Origin of the sequence: Parabacteroides sp. AF17-28 (genome assembly GCF_003479205.1) — a bacterium.
In the GTDB taxonomy this organism is placed as follows: Bacteria; Bacteroidota; Bacteroidia; order Bacteroidales; family Tannerellaceae; genus Parabacteroides; species Parabacteroides acidifaciens.
In genome coordinates this window covers 44285-65044 of record NZ_QUGV01000021.1, presented here as the reverse complement: position 1 = coordinate 65044, position 20760 = coordinate 44285, and the positions used below count along the sequence as shown (strand labels likewise).

Genomic DNA, 20760 nt, shown 5'->3' with positions numbered 1-20760 from the left:
GTCTTAGTTTCTTGTTTAATGGATATGTACAAAACTAAAAAGTAGGCTTATGAAAGAGGATAATGACATTTTCAAGAAGTTCCGGGACTCTTTTAGTAGGATTGACGGACATTTCCATATATTAGAACAGCGTGTACCGGTAGAACGGCAGATGGAATATTTTAAATATTCCGAGAAGATCAGGAAAGATAAAGACAAGCCGGATATCTCGAATATGGATTTTTCCATTTTCGAAAATAGTCTGGATGATCCCGAATCGTCTACGGAACATAAGAGATATGTATTGTCCATGCTGGCTACTTCCCGTAAGGTGAAAGCTTACCGGATCCTGGAAGAATATGCGCAGGCCCCTGATCCGGATGTGGCGGATTGGGCTTATATGGCGTTAATGGAGAGCCGTATCGCGTTGGAGTCCGAACTGTCTGACGAGAAGCAGGTTTATATCTCCACCGGTTTGGGTGGAAAAGGAGAGAAGTTACGTTTTTATGTCCTGATCCTGGCGAATGAACTGAAGCCGTTTCAGGATTATCAGCGGACAGTGATCGAACGTGAGTTTCCGTATTCCCTCGGGAAAGCGGACTGTGAGATCGAACGGTTGACAATCAATGAGAATTATTTGGAGCTGGTTTTTCTGATTCCGGTCCGGACAGATATCAAGTTGACGCTTGATCTGGTGATCGGCGAATGTAACCAGTATGGAAACTTCCTTTCCGATGTCTTCACAATCACAAATGTGAAGGAATTGTCGGCGGAGGAAGTGGACGAGATTATAAAGAAGAATGGAGGAAACAGTCAAGCAAGCCATTAAATATGGCATAGTTGGAGTAAGTAATACGGTAATAACCGCTGTTGTCATCTGGGTTATGATGAAGTTGTTCGGGTGTTCGGATGTGGTCTCGAACGTAGTCGGTTATGTGGCAGGCGTATTAAATAGTTTTATATGGAATAAGCAATGGACATTCCGGAGCTCGGCAGGATGGATCGGCAGTGCCGTCCGTTTTGGCGTAGTGTTCGGAGTGTGCTATTTGTTGCAGTTGGGATTGTTAGTGTATGTCCTGAATCCCTGCCTGCCGATCGATCCGTATTATAACCAGTTGATAGCAATGGCTTTCTATACGGTGATTAATTTTATAATGAATAAGTTCTATACGTTTAAGGCTTAAATGCAGATGAAGAAACTTGCGGTTATAGTTCCCTGTTATAACGAGGAATTGGTTATTGCCGAATCGTACCGGCGTACACGGGAAGCGTTGAGACAGCTTCCGGTTCAAACGGAAATTATTTACATCAACGACGGTAGCCGGGATCGCACGCGCGTGATGCTGAACGAGATTGCAGCAACCGATCCGCAGGTGAAAGTGATCCATTTCTCCCGCAACTTCGGCCACCAGCCGGCAGTGACGGCAGGCATCAATAATTGTGATGCCGACCTGGCTGTTATCCTGGATGCCGATATGCAAGACCCTCCTGAACTGATCTCCGATATCCTGGCTTTGCAAGAGAAGGAAGAGGCTAACGTGGTCTATTGTGTCCGCAAGTCGAGGGAAGGTGAGGGGCTTTTTAAGAAAATTACAGCGAAAGCCTTTTATCGTATGCTCAACTATATGAGTGATGTCAGCTTTCCTTTGGATACGGGCGATTTCCGTATGATAGACCGTAAAGTGATGGACCAGTTCGACCGCTTCCAGGAGCGGGGCAAATATATTCGCGGGCTGATCAGTTGGGTGGGTTTTAAGCAAGTTCCCTTTTATTACGAGCGTGAGGCGCGTATTGCCGGCGAGACGAAATACCCGTTTAGCAAGATGTGGAAGTTTGCCACGACTGCCATGCTCTATTTCTCCAAGAAGCCGTTACGACTGGCTACGAGCCTGGGATTTATAGCCGTGTTGGTCGGTATTGTATTGGCAATCTGGTTTACCTTAGGCAAGATATACGGTTTCAGCAAAGCCGAAACAGGCTGGACATCTATCATGACATCCGTCATTTTCTTTGGCGGCGTCCAATTGCTGACAGTCGGGGTGTTAGGACAATACGTCGGAATCCTGTTTGATGAAATCAAAGCACGTCCGGAATATATCATCGATGAGAAGATGAACTTCTAAAACGCTTATTTTATCGGGTAATAAACGGACGGATCGCCGAGCAGACTTGGCTGACTGTCCGGCGGATGTTTGCTTTGGCAAACTCCGGTTGCATCGCTTTTTCTAATGAGATCGGGCCCGGCGTAATAGAGAATACTCCCTGGAAACCTGCCCGGTTCATCTTTTCCGTATCTTCTATGCTTCCGGCTATCACGATGACGGGAATATTCTGTTTCTGTGCCACTTTCAGGATACCGGAAGGGACTTTCCCCATGGCCGTTTGCCCGTCTACCCGTCCTTCACCGGTGATAACCAGATCGGCCCCTTTTACCTTTTCTTCAAAATCCAGTGCTTCGAGCATCAGACGGATACCCGGCTTCAATTCGGCATTCAGGAATGCGAGGAAACCGCCGCCCATGCCTCCGGCCGCTCCGGCTCCGGGATAATCGGCAATCTCTTTGCCTGTTACTGACCAGATGACTTGTGCAAAAGAACGCATACCGGCGTCCAGTTCTTTCACCATATCGGAATCAGCCCCTTTTTGAGGGGCGAAGATATAAGCCGCCCCGTCAGGACCGCAGAAAGGATTCTCCACGTCGCAGGCAATTGTGAAATGTGCCTCTTTTAAGGCCGGATGAACAGCAGACGTATCTATGGCTGCCACTTCCGACATAACCTTTCCACCTGTTCCCAACGGATTACTGTCCCTGTCCAGAAAGCGGAATCCCAATGCTTGCAGCATTCCCAGTCCGGCATCGTTGGTTGCACTGCCTCCGATACCGACAATAAATTTGCGGCAACCTCGCCGGAGTGCATCGAGGATCAGTTCGCCTGTCCCGTAGGTCGTAGTTAGCATCGGGTTTCTTTTCTTCCGCGGCACGAGTGGCAGTCCGCTGACTGTCGCCATCTCGATCAAAGCTGTCCGTCCGTCACCCGAGAGACCATATCTGCCTTCTACGGGTTCCATCAGAGGACCGTGTACCGTCAGACTTTCGTACGTCCCGTTTGTCGTGGAAAGAAGTACATCCAACATGCCTTCGCCTCCGTCGGCGATAGGGAAAAGAAGTGTTTCGCAATCAGGAAAGACCGCCTTTATTCCTGCCTCCGCCGCTTTCCCGGCCTCTTCAGTGGTCAGGCAACCTTTGAAGGAGTCGATAGCTATTACTACTTTATTCATTTCTTCCGTCTTATTTAAGTATCGCTAATACGAAAAAATTCGCTTTCCTTCTCAAGTTGTTCGCGTAGAGGAGTTCCGGTAGCACCAAAGAGTTCATCTTGTACTTCGTCCCAACTTTGGCAGTTGTTTGGTTGTAAATAAGTTGTCATAGTCAATTCTTTATTGTTTTTATCTCTGAGACAAAAGTATTTATAATTTGTGACATAACCAATAGCGAATATATTATATGGTTTATAATCATTTCTTTTTTTCCCAGAAAGGTCTTTGCCGGCCACCAGCTAATGCCAGGAATAGATATCCGGAAAGGAAAACAATTGTCTGTAACTATAAAAACAATTATTTTTGAATGCGAAATAAATTGCTTTTAACTACACTGACAATTGCTTTCCTTCTAAAAAATAGTGAACCTGTAAATGATGATTTATCGGGGTGTCGCTATGTTTGTATTACCGGACGCAGATTTCGCAGACGACGCAGACGAAAGCAGATCATTTATTGTTTTAAAAAAAATAAGTCTGCGTTCCTCTGCGTAATCTGCGCCCGTCTGCGTCCGGTAAATACGAGCAAACGCACCGATAAATTATCATTTATTGTTTCAAATATGTCAAGTTTTGGACCTCCTGTAAACCAGATAGATTACAATAACCCCCATTTTCGACTGTTTTTCTATTTCGTCCGAAATCTTGATCGATTTTGGTTTGACTTTTTTCATGGTTTATCCCTCCCTGTCTGACAATAGGTGGGGTGAGGTGCGCAGCCCGTTCTGAAATACATTCTTTTTGATTGCCGGAAGGCATAAACGCCGACAAAGTGATAAACCTTAACTTCCGGAGAATCGAATATTTGAAAACAAAACGGACGGCGTCCCAAATATCGCAAGGAAATTCAGGCGCTTTTTTGCCCTAAAGACGGTCCTCTTTTCAATTACGACCGTCCAAATCGCCATTACGACCGTGCTAATCTTCGCGAGGTGCCGAGTGCACTGCACATTAGCACGGTCGTAATGGCAAAGAGGACGGTCGTAATTGCTGGAAACGCTCAAAAAAGGGGAAAAAGTGCTTTTTTGAGGTCAAAAAAAGCCATTAACATTTGTTTGGTTTCGGATGCCTTTCGGGCCGGAAAAATGCGTTTTATACAATAAGCTTTCCTTTGGGGGAGTTGAAAGTTTAGAGTTGATACCTCTCTGTCTGATATTGTGATAATTTTTTTTTGTAACTTTTAATAGTCAGTAATACGGAAGACTTATATATTTGTCACCGCCTATTGATAATTATTTTGTGAGAAAATTATTATAAAAATGCGAACTAATCATCTTAATTTACTACTTGTACTCGTACTTGTATTATTTGTGATGAGTACACGCGCAAATGGCGCAGAGAAAAATGTGATGTTGTACACTCCCTACACTCAGATTGCGGTTCCGCCGGGAGAGTCTATCAATTACAGTGTTGACGTCATTAATAACAGTGACGAAGTGAAGAATGCTTCTATCCTTGTGGAAGGAATGCCGCGAGGGTGGAAATATGAGATGAAGGCCGGCGGCTGGACGGTGAGCCAGATATCTGTTCTGCCAGGTGAAAAAAAGAATTTCTCGTTGAAAGTCGATGTCCCGTTTAAGGTCAATAAGGGAACATATCATTTTACCGTGACTGCTCCCGGAGTGGTCGAACTGCCGTTGACGGTGACCGTCTCCGAGCAGGGTACTTACCAGACGGACTTTACGACAAAGCAGCCCAATATGCAGGGCAATTCAAAATCAACCTTTAATTTCAGCGCCACGCTGAAGAACCAGACAGCCGACCAGCAACTTTATGCGCTGATGGCGGAAGCTCCGCGAGGATGGAACGTGACGTTCCGGGTAGGTGGCAAGCAGGCCACTTCTGCGCAGGTGGAAGCCAATGCGACGGAAAATATCAGTATCGATATAACTCCGTCTGCGACCGTACAGGCCGGCAGTTATAAAATACCGATTCATGCGACAACCAGTTCGACTTCAGCCGATATAGAGCTGGAGGTTGTTATCACTGGTTCCTATGATATAGAACTGACCACCCCACGCGGTCTGTTGAGTACGGATATTACGGCGGGGGATACGAAGCGCATCGATCTGGTGGTGCGTAATAACGGATCTGCCGAGTTGAAGGATGTACAGTTGTCTGCCAGCAAGCCGGTCGATTGGGAAGTGGCTTTCGAACCTTCTAAAATAGAGAAAATGACTGCCGGCAGTACAACTAATGTGACGGCGACAATAAAAGCCTCTAAAAAAGCCCTCCCGGGCGATTATGTAACCAAAATGACCGCGAAGACGCCGGAAGTGAATACGACTGCCGAATTCCGAATCTCTGTCCGTACGCCGATGATTTACGGATGGTTAGGAGTTCTGATTATTGTGATCGTACTGGGTGGCGTTTATTATCTGTTCCGTAAATATGGAAGGAGGTAAGCGATGTGCCAGTATGTGATCGAACTTACCGGTTTGACGAAGAAATACGGGAACTTTACTGCTGTGAACGACTTGAACCTGAATATCCGCAAAGGCGAAATATTCGGGTTGCTGGGACCTAACGGGGCGGGAAAGTCGACGACTATCCTGATGATGTTAGGACTGACGGAGCCGACTTCGGGTTCGGTCAATGTGTGTGGCATCAACTCGACAACTCATCCGGTCGATGTCAAGCGGAAAGTCGGCTACCTGCCTGAAGACGTTGGCTTTTATGAGGATATGACAGGCATCGAGAACATTCTTTATACCGCAGCCCTGAACGGGATCGGAAAAAAGGAAGGGCGTGCCAAGGCCGAACAGCTGCTCGAACGGGTTGGCCTGGCAAAAGAGGCGGACAAGAAGGCCAGTAAATATTCCAAAGGGATGCGGCAACGCCTCGGGCTGGCCGATGTGCTGATCAAGAGTCCGGAAGTAATCATCCTGGACGAACCGACTTCGGGTATCGATCCGGCTGGTGTACAGGAGTTTATGGATCTGATCTTGCAACTGAGCCGGGAAGAGGGGCTGACAGTCCTGTTTTCTTCTCATCATCTGCACCAGGTGCAGCAGGTGTGCGACCGCGTCGGGTTGTTTGGTGGAGGACGGTTATTGGCGGAAGTCGAGCTGACCGATTTGCATAAGACCGAGCATGGTCTTGACGATATCTATAACCAGTATTTCGGAGGAGGGCACGGCCATGAGTAATACGAATCATCCTTTTTGGGTTATTGTCAATAAGGAAATAACCGATTATGTGAGAAGCTGGCGCTTTATCATCCTGATCGTTATCATTGCGCTGACTTGCATGGGGTCTTTATATACAGCTTTGACAAATATTCGCGAAGCGATAAAGCCGAATGATCCGGATGGGGCTTTCCTGTTCCTGAAATTATTCACGGTATCGGATGGGACGCTACCTTCGTTTGTCGTGTTTATCAGCTTCCTGGGACCTTTGTTGGGGATCTCGTTAGGATTCGATGCTATCAACTCGGAACAGAACAAGGGGACGTTGAGTCGTATCCTGTCCCAGCCGATCCACCGGGATTACCTGATTAACGCCAAGTTTGTAGCAGCTCTGATCGTGATTGGCATTATGCTGTTTGTACTGGGTTTCCTGGTGATGGGGTTCGGATTGGTTGCGATCGGGATTCCGCCTACGGCTGAAGAATTTATGCGGGTTGTCTTCTTCCTGATCGTGAGTCTTTTTTATGTGGCGTTCTGGTTGAACCTGTCAATCTTCTTTTCAATCCGTTTCAAGCAGGCGGCGACTTCGGCACTGGCATGTGTGGCGATATGGCTGTTTTTCAGCGTTTTCTATAATATGATCGTGAATCTGGTAGGGAAGGCGTTGAGCCCTTCGGCCTGGGCTTCCGACTATCAGGTGATTGCCTACCAGCGGTTTATGCTGAATCTGCTGCGTTTTGCCCCGAGCGAATTGTTCAATGAGGCGACCATGACGTTGCTGATGCCTTCGGTGCGCAGCCTTGGTCCGCTGACGATGGAGCAGGTACATGGTGCAATCCCCAGTCCGCTGCCTTTGGGACAGAGCCTTTTGGTTGTCTGGCCTCAGTTGACGGGGCTGGTTGCAGCAACGGTTGTCTGCTTCGGCTTGTCGTATGTCTCATTTATGAGAAAGGAGGTACGATCCAGGTAAATAATGTGCCAATATGACGAATGTGCTAATATGCCAATGAACAGGTAATTTCCCTCAATTGGCATATTGGCACATTAACATATTGGCATATTATTTTATTCTGTCAATTTGAAACGCATACGCAACCGTCCGTCGGCATAGTCGTAGGTGAGCATCTTGAAATGCCCGATTTCGGATGTGTTGCCGACATGTGTACCGATACAGGCACAAACGTCGTAATCGCCGATCCGGACGATACGCAATGTTTCGCTTGCATCTTCCGGCAATTTACTTAGATCGACAAGGGCTCCTGCCTCTGCTTTGGGCATAAACTCTATGGTAACAGGCAGATGCCGGTCGATCACTTCGTTAATACGACGTTCCACCTCTGCCATCATTTCTGCAGTCGGTTCTTCCGCCAACTCATAATCACATTTACTCTTTTTCCTCTCGATATGACTATTCTTCGAGCGCGGACAACCAAACATACGCACCATTGTCTGATTCAAGATATGCTCGGCTGTGTGCATAGGTGGATACTCCGCTTTGTTGTGTTCGTTTAATTGGATTTCTGGTTCCATATTAATTATTTTGATTGATTAAATTGACTACTACTTTGACTATGATATCTTTTTCTTCTGTACGGCTTTCGGCTATCATCAAAGTGAGAGCTACCAATGTATTATCAGCAATCCGTTTTTCTCCATTTTCACGATAGAGTATGCCGTTATTTTCCATGAACCAAAGAAACAGCATAGCAGCAATACGCTTATTTCCATCGCTGAACGAATGATTCTTGGTAACGAGGTATAACAACATAGCAGCCTTCTCTTCAATGCTTGGATAGAGTTCTTTACCTCCAAAAGTCTGATAGATAGTGGAGATGGAACTTTTAAATGACTGGTCTTTCTCATGGGCAAATAGTTTGCTTCCTCCAAACTTTCCTTTTAGACTCATAATGGCTTTCATTGCATTTTCGTAAGTAGCATGGAATTGATTGCTTTGGGTAGTTTGTTCGATAGTGAGTTGCTGATAGTCATATTTATCAAGTGTATCGAGAGCATAAACATAGTCAGTTACTACTGCTAATAGTCCTTTGGATTGTTCGGAAGTTAGTTGTTCTTGGTTCTTAATTGTGTTACTGAGAATATGAATCATGCCTTTCAGCTCATCATACTGTTCTAATTTTATCTTTTGGTTAATGGCATATCCTTTAATAAGATAGTCTTTCAATATCTTGTTCGCCCAAATGCGGAATTGGGTGCCACGTTTAGATTTTACTCGATAACCAACAGATATAATAACATCCAGATTGTAAAGAGCGGCTTCATACTTTTGGTCACCTTCAGAACCCATATGTGCAAATTTTGCACATGTGATATGTTTTTCTAATTCTCCTTCTTTATATATATTATTGATGTGTCGTCCAATGACTGTTCTGTCTTTTTGGAACAAATCTCCCATCTGTGCCTGTGTTAGCCACACAGTGTCTGCTTCCATTTTTACATCTAATTGGATTTTACCATCTTCTGCTTGGTAGATAATAATATTATTTGAAGCTGTGTTTAATTCATCTATATGCATGGGTGGATACTCCGCTTTGTTGTGTTCGTTTAATTGGATTTCTGGTTCCATATTTATTGCAGTTGTTGTAAATGACGAAAAGATATGCTTATGTCGAAAAATATTTTTGTTTTTCCGGTTGGAAGTTTGACGTTGAATACGTCATATTTATTTTCGAGGGTGGCTTGTTGTTGAATGGATTTTGCTTGAAGCGGTTTAAAAATGATTTCATATTCATCCGATACGCATATTATTTTGTATGCTGTTTCTGTACTGGCGCCATTACCTGTTGCTAAAATCGCTTGGATGATTTGTTGATAACGCAGAGAAGTGTTCTCGAGAAATGATTGCAAATCGGGATCTTTCAGTGCTATGCTACATGTCATTGCTTTAATAAGCAAGCTTAAAGAAAGCGGATTCTTTTTGAGTTCTTCCTTAATCAAGGGAAGTGCCGTTGCAAAATCGTTTTTTGAGTAGGCTTTATCTATATTCATGTAAAGTGCGAAACTGTTATATTCATCAGTAAAAGGAAATCCATAATAGATTTGGGCTACTTCTTCCTTGGAAAGAGTGGGATCTCCTTGCTCAAAGCGTGTGAGTAAAAGATCGTATTCGATACGTTCATCTTTGACAAATCGCTCCATTTCAGCATAATCGATTTGCATAAATTCATTTTGAGCAAAAGCAGTAAAAGTGTTGGTAATAAAGAATAGTATTACTCCCGTTAAAATTCTTGCCATGACCTTATTGTTTAAAATCGTTTTTCAGTAAACTGTATATATTGATATCCGTATATTCTCCCGATAGCAACAATTCCCCTTCCCGTTCCGTTCCTTCAAGGGTAAATCCTAAGCGTTTGGGGATGGCGTTGCTGGGATGGTTGTCGACGGCACAGCGGATTTGGATGCGATTGATATTTCGCTCATGAAAAGCCCACTGGCAGAGGAAACGGACTGCGTTTGTCACAATCCCTTTGCCGCGATAGGCGGGGAGCAGCCAATAACCGATTTCGGTACGGTGATTAGATGGATCGGAGAAATGGAAACCTGCTAATCCGCAGATATCTGTATCATGTTCCAGGATAAATACCGGATCACGTTTTTCATAAGGGGTCGCCAGTATAGGATGCAGAAATTGCTGTTCATCGGCTACGCTCTGAAGACTGTCCACAAACGGGAGCCAAGTGCGAAGATCATCCCGATTCTTGTCGATCGCCTCGAAAATGATGCCGGCATCTTCATAAGTCGCTTCCCGGATTGTGTAGCCGGTAACTCCGATCGGGTTGGAATGGGGACGGAGTGTTTTCTCGAAAGCTTTTCGGGCACTGTTGTTCCGGTAATACACTTCCCCGCAATAGTTGAAATCCAGTGAGTCGATCAACCGGAGCATATAAGCATTGTCATATTTCGTATCGACACGGAAATTGTAGATCCCTTTTCGGCGGCTGACTTCTTCGGCCTGCAACATGAACTGTTTCGCCATGCCTTGCCGTTTCATCTCGTCGGCGACGGCAAGCCGGTGAACGATGAGATACGGCAAATCGTTCGACCATTTATCTTTTATCTGCTCGTACACAGGTTCGCCGTCAAAAGATACGACACCATAAGCTACAACCCGGTTTTCCCGGCAGATCACATATCCGTTTCCGTCCCGGATATCTTGCCGGATATTTTCGATGGACGGGTAATTTTCATCCCATTGCCGGCTGCCGAGCCGGCGCATTTGCGCTTTCGCCTGTTCGATGATTTGCCATATCCGTTCTGTATCTGTTTCTTCTGCTTTACGAAAGATGTCGGGGTTGTCTGAATATTCCATTAAGTCTCTGATTTTTGTTCTTTATGAACATCAAAGATACTCTTATTTTTCTTTTTCTCAATACCTTTTGTCAATATGTTAAAATGAGAAATAGAATTCAGTTTTTATAAACATTTGCTATTCTTAACCCAGTAATCGGAATCAAAACAGTTTAATTTTTGTTATAAAGATAAATTTAAGTCTGAAACGGTCTAAACAATTTATTAGGTATGATACGAAAACTATTGATTCGGGATCTGACTCTTCGGGATGGTCAGCAATCTGCTTTTGCGACGCGGATGTCACAGGAGCAAATAGACAGAGTGCTTCCTTTTTATCGGAAAGCCGGTTTTTATGCGATGGAAGTGTGGGGAGGCGCAGTGCCTGATTCTGTTATGCGTTATTTGGGAGAAGATCCTTGGGAACGGTTGGAGAAAATAAAAACGGCCGTCGGTAATGCCTCTAAGTTGGCAGCCCTTTCACGTGGGCGTAACTTGTTTGGTTATGATCCTTATCCGGATAAGATAATCAAAGGGTTTTGCCGTAATTCCATTGAGTCCGGATTGGATATTATGCGTATATTTGATGCTCTGAATGATGTGGAAAACATCAAGTCGACAGTAAAATATGTAAAACGTTTTGGAGGGATAGCCGATTGTGCTGTTTGCTACACGATCGATCCGCATCATTCGGCTGTCGAAAGGATCAAGGCTGCTTTGCATGGACATGCTCTGCACAAGCCGGTTTTCACGAATGAATATTTCCTTGACAAGGCACTTCAGATGGAGGCTTTAGGGGCAGATATGATTACGATCAAGGATATGAGCGGTCTGCTTCCTCCCGAGAGAAGTGCTGAGATCGTGCGGTTATTTAAGAAACACCTGAAAGTTCCGGTTGATTTCCATACTCACTGTACGCCCGGTTATGGCCTGGCCTCCGTTCTGGCGGCTATCGTCAACGGGGTGGATATTGTCGATACCAATATCTGGTATTTTGCCGGCGGAACGGCAGCTCCGGCTGTTGAACTGGTATATGTGTTCTGTAAGAAAATGGGGATTGAACTGGATATTAATATGGAAGTGATTACGAAGATTAACGCCCATTTGCTGGATATCCGCAAGGAACTGTCTTCTTTCGATATGGCAAAACAATTGCCGAAACCGTTTAATCCGTTGACGGATAAAATTCCGACGGAAGTAGACCGTTTCTTTAATGATGCGATCGAGGCGGCGCGGAAGGATAAAGAGGACGATTTGCTTATATTCTGCCATGCGATAGAAGAATATTTCGGTTTCCCCGAGCCGAATGAATTGGTGAAGAAAGCCCAGATACCGGGAGGGATGTACACGAATATGATCGCCCAATTGAAACAGCTGGGCCAGTTGGATTTACTGGAAAAAGCAATGTCATTGATCCCCCAGGTGCGTATGGATGCCGGTTTGCCGCCTTTGGTGACACCGACCAGCCAAATTATCGCGGCACAAGCTGTTTCATGTGCACAGGACCAGTTGAATGGACGTCCGTTGTATAGCCACCCTTCCAATCAGTTTATTGCCTTAGTCAAAGGGGAATATGGAAAGACGCCTGTTCCTGTAGATCCGGAGTTCCGGTTGATGATTACAGGGTCGAGAGACGAGGTTCCTTACGATCCTTCGGATTATGAGATGCAGGAGAATCCTGTGATAGAAGAAATCGGTGTCCAGTTGGCGGAAAATGAAAAAGAGGTTTTGCTTTTGGAACTTTTCCCGATGATGGCACATAACTTTCTGGCAAAAAAGAAACAGAAACGGGCGCATACTACTTTTCCTCCGGTCAGATGACCGGGGAAAACTTTTTTTGTCTTACATTTGTCTGCCGGATGTAAGCCCGATAGGATATGAGAGAGAGGTGGAGTATAATTTTGTTTTTACTTTTTACTGCAAATATAGCTTTTGCGGACAATAACCTCGACTCAATATTGATCCGTCTGGATCAGACAATCCTCCGGCATGAGATATATAAGAACGCAAGGGAAGCCCGTATCCGTGTCCTAAAGGAAAAAACAGTAAATGCTGCGCCTGTCTCTCTTGCCGCTTATCAGTTGAATGATAGTATTTTCCGGGAGTATAAATCCTATATGTGTGATTCTGCAGTTCATTATCTGAATAAAAACGTCGAGATTGCCCGTAAGCTTCATGACCGTGAACGGGAATATAAAAGTATATTTCTTTTATCTTCATTGCTTGCTACTGCCGGCATGTACCAGGAAGCTGTCGATATGTTGGGAGATATCCGGCGGGAGCAGTTACCCTCCTCCCTTATTCAGGATTATTACGTTTGTAAGGAACATGTTTACAGGGAAATATCGGGGAACTCCCGTGAACCGAAAAGTAAACGCCGTTATGGGGATTTGTCTCTGGCTTACCGCGATTCCTTATTAAGGATACTGCCGGAAGGTGTAGACAAGCGGATTGAGTTGCAGGAACTTGTCTTACGAGCAGACGGACGTATGGAAGATGCTTGCCGGATAAACGATGCCAGGCTGGCAAGAGTGCCTTTCGGCTCTCCGGAGTATGCACTGACCTCTTATCAACGTGCCATGATCTACCGTCAGGAGGGGAATCGGGAGAAAGAGAAACTCTATTTGGCTCTGTCATCTCTGTCAGACGTGCAATCTGCCATCACGGATCATGCTTCTCTGTGGATGCTGGCCGATTTATTGCTCAAGGATGGCGATATAGAACGTGCTTATCACTATATCCGTTTTTCCTGGGATGAGACAAACCGGTTTCGGGCCCGTTCGAGAAGTTGGCAGAGCGCTGATATCCTTTCGCTGATCGACAAGAACTATCAGGCAACGATCGAGAAAAAGAACGGGATGCTGGTGACCTACCTGGCTCTGATCAGCTTGCTGACCTTGTTACTGATTTCAGCCGTTATTTATATCTATCGGCAGATGAAACGCCTGGCGGAAGCCCGGAATCATTTGCAGGAAACAAATGGGCAGTTAAAGGTTTTGAATGGGGAACTGCATCAGATGAACGCACGTTTGCAGTTGGCCAACCGGCAACTTTCCGAATCCAACCAGATTAAAGAGGAATATATCGGACGTTTCATAAAGCTATGTTCTACTTATATCGATAAGCTGGATGGTTACCGCCGTATGGTCAATAAGAAAGTCTGTGCCGGACAGATAGAGGAGCTGGCCAAAATAACCCGTTCTTCTAATGCGCTGAACGCGGAACTGGATGAATTGTATAAGAATTTTGATACGGCATTCCTTCATTTGTTCCCTAACTTTGTGGCGCAGTTTAATGCGCTTTTGCAGGAAGACGAACAGATCGTATTGAAGAGAGATGAGTTGTTGAACACGGAACTCCGTATTTTTGCTTTGATTCGCTTAGGCATTAATGATAGTTCTCAGATTGCAGAATTTCTTCGTTATTCGGTTAACACGATCTACAACTATAGGGCGAAGGTAAAAAACAAAGCCTGTGTTTCCCGGGATGATTTTGAGAATTTGGTGCGTGAAATACATTAATCCTTTCACTGCTAATCCACTTTTTTAGTAATATTGTTTTGAGTTATTATGCTGTAATATAGTGTATTAATATTTTTGTTTGTCCACTTATTTGTTCACTGATCCTGTTTTGTCTTTTCTTTCTGCTTAATTTTGAATCACACAAAAAGTAATACGCATGGAGAAGAACATAAGGGAGTTTCTATCCCGCAAAAGTACGGAGATAATCGCTATAATTGCTTGTATCGGTTTAGTTGTTACTCTGATTCTTGCTGCCGGAACGATTCGAATTGAGCAGGAGAAGGCGTGTATTGTGTCGCATAAATAAAGAAAGTGTTTTTGGTATTCTCTTATATATAAATACCCGGTTTAATGTTTTTAGGGTACGCTGTTTGTGATAATCCCCGAACTTTCTAAAATGAAAGTGGCGGGGATTCTTTTTTTCTTATTACTTTTGCCGTTGAAACAGGTTTCATTATCCTTTTCAGGATAAGGATTAAAAGGGAACCGGGTGGGAATCCCGGACAGACCACGCTGCTGTGAAACTTCAGGAACATCCTGGCAATACTTTATGCCACTGACGTCTTGATTAAAGAGTCGGGAAGGTGCCAGGATGGAAGTAAGTCAGAAGACCTGCCGTTTCAATTAACTAAGAGTACTTGTTCCCGTGGGGTAGGATAAGACTTGTCGGCAAGAAATAAAATAAATTGAATATGAAAAAGTGTCTGGTAGGATGTTGCCTGCTTCTGTCGTTATTGGTTGTATCATCGTGCACAACCAATAACAACCGGCAGACTGAAAAGGAAGAAGTAGCCGAACAAAATGCGTATTCTGCTACCGTCCGTATTGTGCCGGAATATGCCCGTGGTTTTAGTGTATCTTACAATGACGGATATGTTTTGTTGGATATTCAGGACCCGCAAAATGAGGAAAGTACGACTTTTCATTATGCACTTGTCAAGAGAGGGACTAAGCCGGCGGGTATCCCTGAATCATATACGGTGATCGAGACGCCTATCCGGAGTGTTATTTGTATGACATCCCTTCAACTATCCAACTTTATTAAAATGGATGCCTTAGATAAAGTTGTGGGAATTACCAGCACGCGGCATCTGTTTAACAAAAAAATGAATGAACGGTTGGAGAGCGGGAAGACTGCTAAGATCGGTATAGAAGGAAATTTCGACAATGAAGTGATCATGAGCATGAATCCGGACTTGATTCTCGTTTCACCTTTTAAGCGGGGTGGATATGAAACCTTGAAAGACGTCGGTATTCCACTGATTCCCCACTTGGGATATAAGGAGATGACGCCGTTAGGACAGGCGGAATGGGTGAAGTTCGTAGGTCTGTTGTTGGGTGAAGAACAGAAGGCGAATGAAACCTTCTTGACCATAGCAACGCGGTATAATGAATTGAAAGCTTTGACGGCGGAAGGAAAGGTAAAGAGACGTCCGGTCGTTCTGAGCGGTGAGATGAGAGGCGGAAACTGGTATGCCGTGGGAGGCGAGAGTTTCCTGGCACAACTCTTTAAGGATGCCGGAGCCGATTATTTCCTGAAGGACGACAAACGTTCGGGAGGTGTGATACTCGACTTCGAGACTGTCTATAACCAGGGGGACGAGGCCGACTACTGGCGCATCGTGAACAGCTATCCAGGTACATTCAGCTATAAAGCTCTGCAAGACCAGGACCCGCGTTATGCAGATTTCCGGGCTTTCAAGGAAAAAGGCATCATCTATTGCAATATGAAAGATACTCCTTTTTACGAAAGCATGCCGACCGAGCCGGAAGTTGTATTGGCCGACCTGCTGCATATCTTCCATCCGGACCTGTTGCCCGGCCATACGCCTGTTTATTACGCACTACTAAAATAAGCTACGTTGATGAGACACTCTACTACTTTTCTGATGTTGCTGATCGTGGCGTCTATCCTTGTTTTGATGTTCCTCAATCTGGTGTTGGGATCGGTATCTATTCCGTTGAAGTCCGTTTGGAATATCGTATGCGGAATAGGAGAGGAACCGGTGACCTGGCAGAATATTGTCTGGAAATCTCGCCTTCCGCAAGCCTTGACGGCATTGGTGGCAGGAGCTGGTCTGGCGATAAGCGGTTTGCAGATGCAGACGGTTTTCCGGAATCCGCTGGCTGGGCCGTCCGTGTTGGGCATCAGTTCCGGTGCCAGTATGGGGGTTGCCTTTGTGGTGCTGTTGAGCGGAAGCCTGGGCGGTGTGGCGCTTAGCAAATTGGGGTTTATGGGAGAGATTGCCCTTTCTATTGCGGCGGTGATCGGTTCGTTGTCGGTGATGGCGTTGATTGTCTATGTTTCGCAAAAGGTAAAAGGGAATGTGACGTTATTGATTATCGGTGTGATGATCGGATATGTGGCGAATGCGGTGATCGGCGTGCTGAAGTTTTTCAGTGTGGAGGAGGATATCCGTGCTTATGTGATCTGGGGGTTGGGTAGCTTCTCCCGTGTATCGGGTAACCAGATGATGCTGTTTGTCGCAATCATGGCGATTCTGATTCCGTTATCTTTCCTTTTGATAAAGACACTGAACTTGATGTTGTTAGGAGACGGATATGCCCGTAACTTAGGGTTGAATATTAAGCGGGCGCGTCTGCTGGTGATCACTTCGGCCGGTGTGCTGACAGCTATCGTAACGGCTTATTGTGGTCCTATCATCTTTTTAGGGTTAGCGGTGCCGCATCTTTGCCGGGCGATATTTCAGACATCCGATCACCGGATACTGATGCCTGCCGTATTGTTTGCCGGGGCTGCATTGGCACTGGTTTGCAACCTGATTGCTCGTATGCCGGGGTTCGAGGGAGCTTTGCCGGTCAATTCGGTGACGGCTCTGGTCGGTGCTCCGGTGATTGCTTCCGTACTATTCAGCAAACGTAAGAACGAACTGAACGAATGATGAAACAAGATACAATTCATATAGATAACCTCTCTATCGGCTATCAGTCGAGGAACGATACTAAACTGGTCGCAAGCCATATACAGGCCCGCATCTACAGTGGTGAATTGACGTGCCTGTTAGGAGCGAACGGGGTGGGAAAGTCGACGTTGTTGCGTACCTTATCCGCTTTCCAACCAAAGATAGAAGGGGTGATTTCTGTCTTGGGACGTGATGTCGACAGCTATTCGGATAGGGAACTGAGTACGACTATCGGCGTCGTGCTGACCGAGAAATGCGATATCCGGAATATGTCCGTGCATGAACTGGTCGGGATGGGACGCAGCCCTTATACCGGTTTCTGGGGGCGGTTAAGCAAGGAAGACAAACGGATTGTGGAAGAGTCGATCGCCTTGGTGAAAATTGAAAACCTCACCTCTCGGATGGTACATACCTTGTCTGATGGAGAGCGGCAGAAAGTGATGATCGCGAAAGCACTTGCCCAGGAAACGCCTGTAATCTTTCTGGATGAACCGACCGCCTTCCTCGACTTTCCGAGCAAGGTGGAAATCATGCAACTTCTTCATCGCTTGACAAGAAGTACGAACAAGACGATCTTCCTGTCTACGCACGACCTGGAACTGGCCTTACAGATTGCCGATAAAATTTGGCTGATGGATAAGGCTAACGGCATTACGACCGGAATTCCCGAAGACTTGGCTTTAAGCGGTCATTTGAGCGGCTTCTTTGCCCGCAAGGGGATTGTGTTCGACACCGAGACCGGCCTGTTCCGCATTGATAACCAATATTCGACGGAAATACGCCTGAACGGGCACGGGCAGAAATACGCAATGGTTCGCAAAGCCCTCCAACGAAACGGCATACGTGCCGACCGTCGTGTGGAATCGTCCGCTTGGATAGAGACGACGGGAGAAACCTCTACATTTATTGTTCATTTGCCTGACGAACAAGTCCGCAATGCCGGGACTATAGAGGAGCTCTTACAGATTATATCTACCCATCTTTAACAAACTTCCTTTTCCGTTTGTTATCAGTAGACAGATTGTCAAACGCTGAAAAACTAAACGATATGAAAAGGTATTTTCTTTATGTTTCCCTGCTGTTTGCAGGTGTGCTTACCTCTTGCGGGGATGATGCTCCGAGCGAGATCGATCCGTCAGTCCCTTTCTACCAGAATCTGGGTGTCGAATACAATATTACGCAGAATCATACGCATATAGGTGCAAACTTCAACAAGTATAACAGCGAAGGTGTGAGCCTAAGGCTGCCGGATAAAGACATCCTGTTCAACGGGAAGGAACCGGATTTCTTAGGACAGGGTACTTATATGTATATGCTCTCGGAATCCGGACTGGATCCGGTTACCTTTACTTTCACCCGTTGGAAAGGCCAGGTGTACACGAATAAGGTCTCTATCGAAGATGTCGATCCGATAGCCATTCCCGAATCATTTGCAGCTATCAAGGGAAGCGGAAGTACGGTTATCACTTGGGAAGGCAATCCGATCGGGAAAGACGAATATGTCCAAGCGCATCTCACCTATAGCGGAGGCGTTTATGACCTCAACAATACGCAGGAGGGCGCGACCTCTATCACGCTGAACTTTACAAACCCGACCTCGGCTGCTAATGGAACGCTATATCTGAGCCGTGTCAGGAAATTACCTTTGCAGGAAAGCAATGGCGATGCCGGTGGAAAGATCGATGTCTCATACGTGCAAAATAAAGACGTTGTATTCGAGTGATTACATCCGGTAAGGTATTTCCCCGTTTTCTGCGATCAATAGGATAGAGAGTTTTCCATCCGGTAACAGGGGGGCACAATGTTCTTGGCATTTCTTCAACAGAAGTGGGAAGAAACGTGCTTGCCCGGCCGGATCGAACAACTCCCATAGCTCACGGGCCAGGGTCAGGGAATCTATCCGAATGATCGTTTCGGGGGTACAGCCGGCTTGTGCGGCGAGTTCCTTCAGGAAGGATTTGTTCATGATGACTTTCTTGCTATGCGTGTCCAGTGCCCCTTCCGCCAGTTTGACGGCTTTGCCGATCATAATACCAATGATTACCTCTTTGAAGTGCAGTTCGGAAGCAATCTTCAATGTCTCGCCGATGAAATTCCCATAGTGGATGAACATTTGCGGGGGAAGTTCCCCGCAAAGTTTGCCTGCCAGATCTGCTTTCAGGAAGCGTTCGCTTTTAGCGCCGGAGTTGATGACCAGGCGGGAACAGCCTATTGCTTTGGCTACTTCAGCTTCCTTGCGAATGGAAGCAATAAAAGCCTCGTTGGAGAAAGGGCGGACGATACCCGATGTACCGATGATGGAGATTCCGCCGACGATCCCTAATTTAGGGTTGAAAGTACGGGCGGCCAGGGCTTGCCCTCCGGGGACGGATATTGTGACGATTACTTCTTTAGTCAGGCCAGTTAGGTCGTTTTCATGTAACACCTTGGTTAGCTCTTCCGTCATTAGCCGGCGTGGAGTAGCATTGATCGCAGGGCCGCCGATTTCGAGTCCCAAGCCCGGAAGGGTAACTGTGCCGACCCCTTCACCGCCTCTGAACAGGATAGCAGGAGTATGGCCTCTCCCGGCAAAGCTTGAGTCCGATTTTACCAGTTCGATACGTGCTATGATGGAACAGCCGTTTGTCACGTCCGGATCGTCACCCGAATCCTTAATGACAGTGCATTGTGTCGCCTTATCCTCCCATTCGGTCGAGGCTATCGGAAGCGTGATGCACTCGCCCGACGGCAGTGTAATCCGGCTGTCCGGCTGCTCTTCTCCCGTCAGCAATGCCAGCAATGCCGCTTTGGCTGCAGCAGTGGCACAGGCTCCGGTTGTAAAGCCATTACGGAGTGGGAAGAAGTCCGGTGCCAGCCGTTCAATAGCCTTCCGCAATCCTTCTACGCCTTGTACAAAGGTGAATGTCTCAGGTAGGGCAGGCCGTTGGATGACATAAACGGGAATGCCGGAGGCTTGTGCCGCTTCCACTTTTTCGTTAAAATAACCGCTTTCCCCGCTTTCTTTCGTTAGGATCGCATCCGGGCGAAGTTGTTCGAATAATCGTTTTTCATCTTCTCCCTCTTGAAAAAAGACAAGCCGTTCGCGGGGAAAACCGCTTGCATCGGCCAATGATAGCGACTCTTCCCGGTTCAGGATACGGAACCGGCAGGGCGTCTTTTCCCAATAAGGACGCAGCTTAGCGATTGTCTTTACACCTGTTAGCGCCAGCAGGTCGCGGATGCCGTTGGCACGGAGGCGGTCGATGGCATCCGCATAGTCCGCACACCATATCAGCCGTCCGTCCCGTGCGGGATATTGCCTTTCGAGACGGACAACCGGGATTTGCAGTCTGGAAGAAACTTTGGCAAGTGTCCGGTGCAACTGGATGGCGAAAGGATGGGCAGCGTCTATCAGCAATGAGATTTGTCTCTCATGGCAGAACTCCGTCATCTCTTCTTCCTGCATACCGCCCGTGATTCGGAAGGCATGAGCTGTTTCGATCATTTGCTCATTGCTCACCGTCGAGTAGTAGTAAGGCTTACCGGCGCTTTCTACTACTTGGATGGCTTTGCGTCCTTCTGTTGTTCCTCCCAGAATCAGAATCAT

The 20760-nt window shown here is 46.2% G+C and carries 19 protein-coding genes and 1 riboswitch; of the genes, 13 read left to right on the top strand and 6 right to left on the bottom strand.

The genetic code is table 11. The annotated features are described in order from the left end of the window. The first annotated feature begins 49 nt into the window (after positions 1-49). From DWW90_RS14850 to DWW90_RS14840, 3 genes are read left to right on the top strand one after another with little or no spacing between them, the layout of a single operon-like run. Positions 50-808 carry a hypothetical protein gene (locus tag DWW90_RS14850; protein ID WP_122345519.1) on the top strand — a complete coding sequence of 253 codons (759 nt, stop codon included), beginning with the start codon at positions 50-52 and terminating at the stop codon, positions 806-808. Then, positions 780-1163, top strand: coding sequence for a GtrA family protein (locus DWW90_RS14845; protein ID WP_115498754.1), 384 nt, complete (start codon positions 780-782; stop codon positions 1161-1163). The genes DWW90_RS14850 and DWW90_RS14845 overlap by 29 nt, the downstream gene beginning before the upstream one ends. A gap of 6 nt (positions 1164-1169) precedes the next feature. Continuing rightward, the gene (locus tag DWW90_RS14840) at positions 1170-2102 is read left to right on the top strand and encodes a glycosyltransferase family 2 protein (RefSeq protein ID WP_115498845.1); all 933 of its coding nucleotides are present in this window, start codon (positions 1170-1172) and stop codon (positions 2100-2102) included. Between the two features lie 10 nt (positions 2103-2112). Here DWW90_RS14840 and DWW90_RS14835 read toward each other — a convergent pair whose 3' ends face one another. Further along, positions 2113-3258 carry a glycerate kinase gene (locus tag DWW90_RS14835; protein ID WP_122345518.1) on the bottom strand — a complete coding sequence of 382 codons (1146 nt, stop codon included), beginning with the start codon at positions 3256-3258 and terminating at the stop codon, positions 2113-2115. A 1297-nt stretch (positions 3259-4555) separates the two neighbouring features. Between DWW90_RS14835 and DWW90_RS14820 the strand changes: the two genes are divergently transcribed. Genes DWW90_RS14820 through DWW90_RS14810 form a run of 3 tightly spaced genes read left to right on the top strand, consistent with a single transcriptional unit; the run spans position 4556 to position 7394 of the window. Beyond that, entirely contained in the window at positions 4556-5701 is a 1146-nt protein-coding gene (locus tag DWW90_RS14820; RefSeq protein WP_122345515.1) for an NEW3 domain-containing protein, read from the top strand. Between the two features lie 3 nt (positions 5702-5704). After that, a complete protein-coding gene (locus DWW90_RS14815; protein WP_122345514.1) occupies positions 5705-6445 on the top strand; it encodes an ABC transporter ATP-binding protein in 741 nt (246 codons plus the stop codon). Continuing rightward, positions 6438-7394, top strand: a complete 957-nt coding sequence (locus tag DWW90_RS14810; RefSeq protein WP_122345513.1) for an ABC transporter permease — start codon at positions 6438-6440, stop codon at positions 7392-7394. Before DWW90_RS14815 ends, DWW90_RS14810 begins: the two co-directional genes overlap by 8 nt. Positions 7395-7489: 95 nt before the next feature. On the opposite strand, the gene DWW90_RS14805 is transcribed toward DWW90_RS14810, so the two are convergent. The 4 genes from DWW90_RS14805 to DWW90_RS14790 are packed head-to-tail and all read right to left on the bottom strand — an operon-like array spanning position 7490 to position 10751. Further along, on the bottom strand, positions 7490-7954 hold the full coding sequence (locus DWW90_RS14805; protein ID WP_122331252.1) for a hypothetical protein: 465 nt from the start codon (positions 7952-7954) through the stop codon (positions 7490-7492). 1 nt (position 7955) lies between these two features. Further along, positions 7956-8957 (bottom strand): RhuM family protein, encoded by a 1002-nt coding sequence (gene rhuM / locus DWW90_RS14800; RefSeq protein ID WP_233547771.1) that lies wholly within the window; start codon positions 8955-8957, stop codon positions 7956-7958. A 53-nt stretch (positions 8958-9010) separates the two neighbouring features. Next, positions 9011-9676: a DUF4919 domain-containing protein gene (locus DWW90_RS14795; RefSeq protein ID WP_122345511.1), complete on the bottom strand. Its 666-nt coding sequence runs from the start codon at positions 9674-9676 to the stop codon at positions 9011-9013. Between the two features lie 4 nt (positions 9677-9680). After that, positions 9681-10751 (bottom strand): GNAT family N-acetyltransferase, encoded by a 1071-nt coding sequence (locus DWW90_RS14790; protein ID WP_122345510.1) that lies wholly within the window; start codon positions 10749-10751, stop codon positions 9681-9683. Between the two features lie 209 nt (positions 10752-10960). Between DWW90_RS14790 and DWW90_RS14785 the strand changes: the two genes are divergently transcribed. The 7 genes from DWW90_RS14785 to DWW90_RS14760 all read left to right on the top strand — a co-directional run bounded on the left by DWW90_RS14785 (position 10961) and on the right by DWW90_RS14760 (position 18897). Further along, positions 10961-12550 carry a carboxylase gene (locus DWW90_RS14785; protein ID WP_122345509.1) on the top strand — a complete coding sequence of 530 codons (1590 nt, stop codon included), beginning with the start codon at positions 10961-10963 and terminating at the stop codon, positions 12548-12550. 56 nt (positions 12551-12606) lie between these two features. Continuing rightward, positions 12607-14250, top strand: coding sequence for a DUF6377 domain-containing protein (locus tag DWW90_RS14780; protein ID WP_122345508.1), 1644 nt, complete (start codon positions 12607-12609; stop codon positions 14248-14250). A 157-nt stretch (positions 14251-14407) separates the two neighbouring features. Beyond that, positions 14408-14557 carry a hypothetical protein gene (locus DWW90_RS20660; protein ID WP_199662202.1) on the top strand — a complete coding sequence of 50 codons (150 nt, stop codon included), beginning with the start codon at positions 14408-14410 and terminating at the stop codon, positions 14555-14557. Positions 14558-14685: 128 nt separating this feature from the next. Next, positions 14686-14885: riboswitch (cobalamin riboswitch) on the top strand. A gap of 57 nt (positions 14886-14942) precedes the next feature. Beyond that, positions 14943-16106: an ABC transporter substrate-binding protein gene (locus DWW90_RS14775; RefSeq protein WP_122345507.1), complete on the top strand. Its 1164-nt coding sequence runs from the start codon at positions 14943-14945 to the stop codon at positions 16104-16106. 9 nt (positions 16107-16115) lie between these two features. Then, positions 16116-17153: an iron ABC transporter permease gene (locus DWW90_RS14770; RefSeq protein WP_122331247.1), complete on the top strand. Its 1038-nt coding sequence runs from the start codon at positions 16116-16118 to the stop codon at positions 17151-17153. Further along, positions 17153-18160 (top strand): ABC transporter ATP-binding protein, encoded by a 1008-nt coding sequence (locus DWW90_RS14765; RefSeq protein WP_122345540.1) that lies wholly within the window; start codon positions 17153-17155, stop codon positions 18158-18160. Before DWW90_RS14770 ends, DWW90_RS14765 begins: the two co-directional genes overlap by 1 nt. Before the next feature lie 62 nt (positions 18161-18222). Next, positions 18223-18897, top strand: coding sequence for a hypothetical protein (locus DWW90_RS14760; RefSeq protein WP_122345506.1), 675 nt, complete (start codon positions 18223-18225; stop codon positions 18895-18897). On the opposite strand, the gene cbiD is transcribed toward DWW90_RS14760, so the two are convergent. Beyond that, positions 18898-20760 carry a cobalt-precorrin-5B (C(1))-methyltransferase CbiD gene (gene cbiD, locus DWW90_RS14755; RefSeq protein ID WP_122345505.1) on the bottom strand — a complete coding sequence of 621 codons (1863 nt, stop codon included), beginning with the start codon at positions 20758-20760 and terminating at the stop codon, positions 18898-18900.